We start from the raw sequence: 5,590 nt of genomic DNA, 5'->3' as shown, positions 1-5,590 counted from the left end.
GTCCAGTGGGGGGCGTGTTGGCGCAGGGTTTCCGCGAAGGTGTGGACGGCGGCGGCCAGCCGGGGTGCGCGGGGGTCGCCGGGCAGGAGTTCGGGGAGGTCGGAGCGCAGGGCCGCCGCACAGCTCGGTTCCAGGACGACGACCGGGGTCCCGGCCTCCAGCACCGGTTCCATCAGGTCCAGGGTGCGGCGCAGCACCGCGCGGGCCCGGTCCAGTCGGCCGGTGGAGATGTAGGTGAGCCCGCAGCAGACCTGCGCGCGGCGCGCCCCGAGCAGCGCGGTCGGCGTGCGGGAGGTGCCGTCTCCCACCGGGCGCCTGCCGGGCAGCAGGGTCGGCGGCAGCGCCACCCGCAGCCCGGCCGACTCCAGCACCCCGACGGCGGCCCGCCCGACGGACGGCGACAGATGCTCGGTGAAGGTGTCCGGCCACAGCACGACCAGTTGTCCCGAGCCGCCGCTCTCCGGCGCCGGTGGCCGCGCCCTCCACCACCGGCTGAACGTCCACGACGCCAGCCGGGGGATGTCCCGCTCAGGCGCGATCCCGCCCGCCCGTTTCCCCAGCCGGGCCAACGGCCCCACCGCGGCGAGCCGGTTGAGCAGCGGCGCCGCCCGCGCACGCGCCACCCACCGCAGCCACACCGGCAGCGAGCCCAGGCTGTAGTGGGCGGCCGGGCGCAGCCGGCCGGCGTAGTGGTGGTGCAGGAACTCCGCCTTGTAGGTGGCCATGTCGACGCCGACCGGGCAGTCCGAGCGGCAGCCCTTGCAGGACAGACACAGGTCGAGGGCGTCCCGGACCTCGGCCGAGCGCCAGCCGTCGGTGACGACCTCGCCGGCGAGCATCTCGTGCAGCAGCCGAGCCCGCCCCCGCGTGGAGTGCTCCTCCTCCCCGGTAGCCCGGAACGACGGGCACATCACCGCGGACCCGCCGACCGACTCCGTACGGCACTTGGCGACCCCGACGCACCGGCGGACGGCCGCGCGGAAGTCTCCGTCGTCGTGCGGGTAGCCGAAGGCGACGTCCACCGGGCGGCGGGGCAGCACCGCGAAGCGGAGGTTGTCGTCCAGCCGGGCCGGGCGGACCAGCATGCCGGGGTTGAGCAGGTCGTCGGGGTCCCACACCGCCTTGGCCCGCTCGAACAACGCCACCGTTTCCGCGCCGTACATGCGCGGCAGCAGTTCCGCGCGGGCCTGTCCGTCGCCGTGCTCCCCGGACAGGGAGCCGCCGTGGGAGACCACCAGGTCGGCCTGCTCCTCGGAGAAGCGGCGGAACCGGCCCACCCCGTCCTCGGTGAGCAGGTCGAAGTCGATCCGGACGTGGACGCAGCCCTCCCCGAAGTGGCCGTAGGGAGCGCCGCGCAGTCCGTGGGCGGTGAGCAGGGCGCGGAAGTCGCGCAGGTAGGCGCCGAGCCGGGCGGGCGGCACCGCGCAGTCCTCCCAGCCGGGCCACGCCTCCGTGCCGTCCGGCATCCGGGTCGCCGTACCGCTCGCGTCCTCACGCAGCCGCCACAGACCGCGCTGGGCGACGGGGTCGGTCACCACCAGCGCGTCCACCACGTCGGCCGCGGCCACGACCGCCTCCGCGCGGGCCCGTGCCTCCGTCTCCGAGGCGCCGCCCGTCTCCACGAACAGCCACGCGCCGCCCTTGGGGAGCCCGATCGGCGCCCGGATCAGGTCGGCCGCCATGCCCTCCACGGTCAGCGGGCCGTGCGGCAGCAGACCGGGGGCGGCGTCGGCGGCGGCGCTCTCGTCGGCGTATCCCAGCACCGCCAGGGCGTGGACGGCCGGCGCCTCCACCAGGTCCAGCACCGCTTCCGTGAGGACGCCGAGGGTGCCCTCGGAGCCGCAGAAGGAGCGGGCCACGTCGGCGCCGTGCTCGGGGAGCAGGGCGTCCAGGGCGTACCCGGAGATACGGCGGGGCAACTCGGGGAAGCCGGTGCGCAGCCGGGCCAGCTCCCCCTCCACCAGCGTCCGCAGACCCTCCGGTGCGCCGGACCAGTCCCGGCCCGGGCGCAGCCGTTCGCCGCGTGCGGTGAGGACGGACAGCTCGCGCACGCTGTCGGCGGTGGTGCCCCAGGCCACGGAGTGGGCGCCGCAGGAGTTGTTGCCGATCATGCCGCCGAGCGTGCAGCGGCCGTGCGTGGACGGGTCGGGGCCGAAACGGAGGCCGTGCGGGGCGGCCGCCGTCTGCAGCCGGTCCAGTACCAGGCCCGGCTGGACCCTCGCCGTACGCCCGTCCGGGTCAAGCTCCAGCAGGCCGTTCATGTGCCGGGTGAAGTCCAGCACCACCCCCGTACCCGTCGCCTGCCCGGCGATGGACGTACCCCCGCCCCGCGCGACCACCGGTGTCCCGCGCGCCCGGCACACCTCCAGCACGGCCGCGACGTCCTCGGCGTCCCGAGGGGCCACCACGCCCAGGGGGACCCGCCGGTAATTGGACGCGTCCATCGTCGTCAGCGCCCGCGCCGTCGTGTCGAAGCGGACCTCACCCCGCACGGCCCGCCGCAGCTCCGAAGCCAGCCCGCCGTCGTCCTCGGTCCCCATGGCCATTCCCCCGTCCGTCCGGCCCCGTCGATCGGTCATGGCTCCAGCATGCATCCGCTCACGCAACGTCATCAGAAGTTGTCCACAGGCACCCCTCACTCCTCAGATCGTCGTACGACCGCACAAGTCCACGACCCGGAGGAGTCGTCTCATCCGACGGACACGGCTTCGTCCGGTTTCGCACACCCGATACGCTCCGACACGTGGCCGACATCGAGATCCCCGCTGACATCAAGCCCGCCGACGGACGTTTCGGCGCGGGCCCCTCCAAGGTGCGGACGGAGGCGCTCGCCGCGCTCGCGGCGACCGGCAGTTCCCTGCTGGGCACCTCCCACCGGCAGGCCCCGGTCAAGAACCTGGTGGGCCAGGTCCGCGAAGGCATCAGCTCCCTGTTCTCCCTCCCGGAGGGTTACGAGGTCGTCCTCGGCAACGGCGGCTCCACCGCGTTCTGGGACATCGCCACCCACGGGCTGATCGAGTCCAAGTCCCAGCACCTCAATTTCGGTGAGTTCTCCTCCAAGTTCGCCAAGGCGGCCAAGCTCGCCCCCTGGCTGGCCGAGCCGACCGTCATCGCCTCCGACCCCGGCACCCACCCCGAGCCGAGCGCCGAGGCGGGTGTGGACGTCTACGCCTTCACGCACAACGAGACCTCCACCGGTGTCGCCATGCCGATCAAGCGGGTGGCCGGTGCCGACGAGGGTGCGCTCGTCCTGGTCGACGCCACCTCCGGCGCGGGCGGCCTGCCGGTCGACGTCTCCGAGACGGACGTCTACTACTTCGCCCCGCAGAAGTCCTTCGCCTCCGACGGCGGCCTGTGGATCGGCGTGTTCTCCCCGGCGGCCGTCGAGCGCGCCGAGCGGATCCACGCGTCCGGCCGGCACATTCCGGAGTTCTTCAGCCTGCCCACGGCGATCGACAACTCCCGCAAGAACCAGACGTACAACACCCCGGCGCTCGCCACGCTCTTCCTGCTCAACGAGCAGCTCGAGTGGCTGAACGGCCAGGGCGGCCTCGACTTCGCCACCGGCCGTACGAAGGACTCCTCGACCCGGCTGTACACCTGGGCGGAGGAGTCGAAGTACGCGACGCCGTTCGTCACCGACCCGGCCAAGCGGTCGCAGGTCATCGGCACGATCGACTTCGCCGACGAGATCGACGCGGCCGCGGTCGCCAAGGCGCTGCGCGCCAACGGCATCGTGGACACCGAGCCGTACCGCAAGCTCGGCCGCAACCAGCTCCGTGTCGCCATGTTCCCGGCGATCAACCCGGCCGACGTCGAGGCGCTCACCAAGTGCGTCGACTATGTCATCGAGCGGATCTGAGACCTTCAGTTCCACGTGAGCGGGGGCGCCGGGTGGTGAACCGGGCGCCCCTCTCCCATTCCGGCGCCTAGCCCTTCCGCCGCATCCGCCGCATGCCGAACACGGCGGCGGCGCCGAGGGCGAGGAGGACCGCGCCGGTCTTGAGGCCGCCCCCGCCGCTCTTCTCCCCCGAGGCGGAACTTCCGCCGCCGGACGGTGACTTGGAGGCCACAGCGCCGCCCCCGGGTGCGTCGAGCGCCCGTACCTGGCTCTGGGCGCCCTCGCTGCCGTACATCAGCTTGGTGCCGTCGGCGGAGTAGCTGACGGACTCGCCCTGGCCCTGGAGGGGTACGTCCAGGCGGTCCAGCTTCTTGATCCGGCCGCCGTTCCAGTCGTAGGAGATGCCGCCGAAGTAGCCCCGGACGGCGAGCTGTCGGCCGTTCGGCGAGAAGGCGGCGTCCGTGGCCCACAGGTCGACGGGGGCGACCGGGCGGAAGATGTTCGCGCCGGAGGACGACAGTCGGTCAGGGCCCTCGTACAGGTGGCCGCCGTCCTCGTTCTTGTCGATGATGTAGACGCGGCCGGTCTTGGGGTGGACGGCCAGCGACTCGGCGTCACGGGGGCCGTCGGAGTACTTCACGACGAACTGCGTGGCCGTGACCGTCCGGTCCTTCAGGGTCTTCGGCTCGGGCAGGCGGTAGATCCAGACATAGGGCCAGCGGCCGTGGAAGTTGTCCCCGATGTCGCCGACGTAGATCTGGTTGTCCGGCCCGATGGAGATGGCCTCCACGTCCCGTGGGGAGCCGATGCCGCGCAGGGTGAGCGTGGCGACGGTCTTGCCGGTGCGGCTGTCGACGGCGTAGAGGTAGGGGCCGTCGTCGCTGTCGTTGTGCGTCCAGTAGACGCCCGGGTGCAGGTGGGAGGCGGCCAGGCCGCTGGACTCGGTGATCCTGGGGTCCTCGATGGTGAACCCCCGGTCCCCGTCCGCGGCGTGGGCGGGCAGGGCGCAGGCACCCGCGAGCAGGGCCCCGGCGAGCAGGGCGAACGGTCGGCGCATGGTCCAAGACTGCCATCCGGCGCGGGTGTTCAGTGGGGGTGGTGGGCCTCACATCGGCCCCGGGTGCGGGCCTGTGCCGAGATCCGCCATCATGAGCGGATGCTCAGGTTCATGCCCGTAGGTGACTCCATGACGATCGGGAGCGCGGGCGAACACACGTGGCGTTACCGGCTGTGGCAGCACCTGCGGGGCACATACGGCGGCCCGTTCCAGATCGTCGGTCCCCGCGAGACGCTGTACGACCAGGCCACCGGGGAACCCGACTCCCACGAGTACGCCGACCCCGACTTCCCGCGCGCCCACCTCGCCGGGTGGGGCGAGGGCTGGCAGCACATGGCTCCGCTGATCGGGGAGGCGGTGCGGACGCACCGGGCCGACGTGCTGCTGGTCTCCCTCGGGCTGATCGACCTGGGTTTCTACACCAACGCGGAGCAGACGGTCGACAACGTGCGGGCGTTCGTGGCCGCGGCCCGTGCGGCGCGTCCGCGCGTACGGATGGTGCTGCTGCCGGTCATCCCGAACATACGCGCCCAGGAGGACGGCCCCTTCGCCGAACAGGTCGACCTCTTCAACACCCTTCTCGCCAAGACGACCGCCGACCTGGACGAACCCCGGTCCCCCCTGCTGCTGGCCTCGGCGCCGGAGGGCTGGGACATCCACACGGACACGTACGACGGCACGCACCCCAACGC

4 protein-coding genes are annotated in these 5,590 nt (G+C 72.7%); 2 read left to right on the top strand and 2 right to left on the bottom strand.

Annotated elements, in window-relative coordinates; all coding sequences use genetic code 11:
* On the bottom strand, positions 1-2,540 hold a 2,540-nt coding region (locus CCN33_RS19970; RefSeq protein ID WP_244173877.1), incomplete at its 3' end, for an FAD-binding and (Fe-S)-binding domain-containing protein.
* 203 nt (positions 2,541-2,743) lie between these two features.
* Here CCN33_RS19970 and serC point away from each other — a divergent pair.
* Positions 2,744-3,862: a phosphoserine transaminase gene (gene serC, locus CCN33_RS19965; RefSeq protein ID WP_086694941.1), complete on the top strand. Its 1,119-nt coding sequence runs from the start codon at positions 2,744-2,746 to the stop codon at positions 3,860-3,862.
* A gap of 67 nt (positions 3,863-3,929) precedes the next feature.
* Here serC and CCN33_RS19960 read toward each other — a convergent pair whose 3' ends face one another.
* Positions 3,930-4,898 carry a hypothetical protein gene (locus CCN33_RS19960; RefSeq protein ID WP_086694940.1) on the bottom strand — a complete coding sequence of 323 codons (969 nt, stop codon included), beginning with the start codon at positions 4,896-4,898 and terminating at the stop codon, positions 3,930-3,932.
* Positions 4,899-4,997: 99 nt separating this feature from the next.
* On the opposite strand from CCN33_RS19960, the gene CCN33_RS19955 reads away from it, so the two are divergent.
* Positions 4,998-5,590 (top strand): GDSL-type esterase/lipase family protein (locus CCN33_RS19955; protein WP_086694942.1); only part of this gene is annotated, 593 nt, incomplete at its 3' end.

The sequence above is a fragment of the Streptomyces recifensis genome (genome assembly GCF_002154615.1).
GTDB classification, from domain to species: Bacteria; Actinomycetota; Actinomycetes; order Streptomycetales; family Streptomycetaceae; genus Streptomyces; species Streptomyces griseoluteus.
The sequence above is the reverse complement of the archived record's forward strand: the minus strand, read 5'-3'. Positions and strand labels throughout refer to the sequence as shown.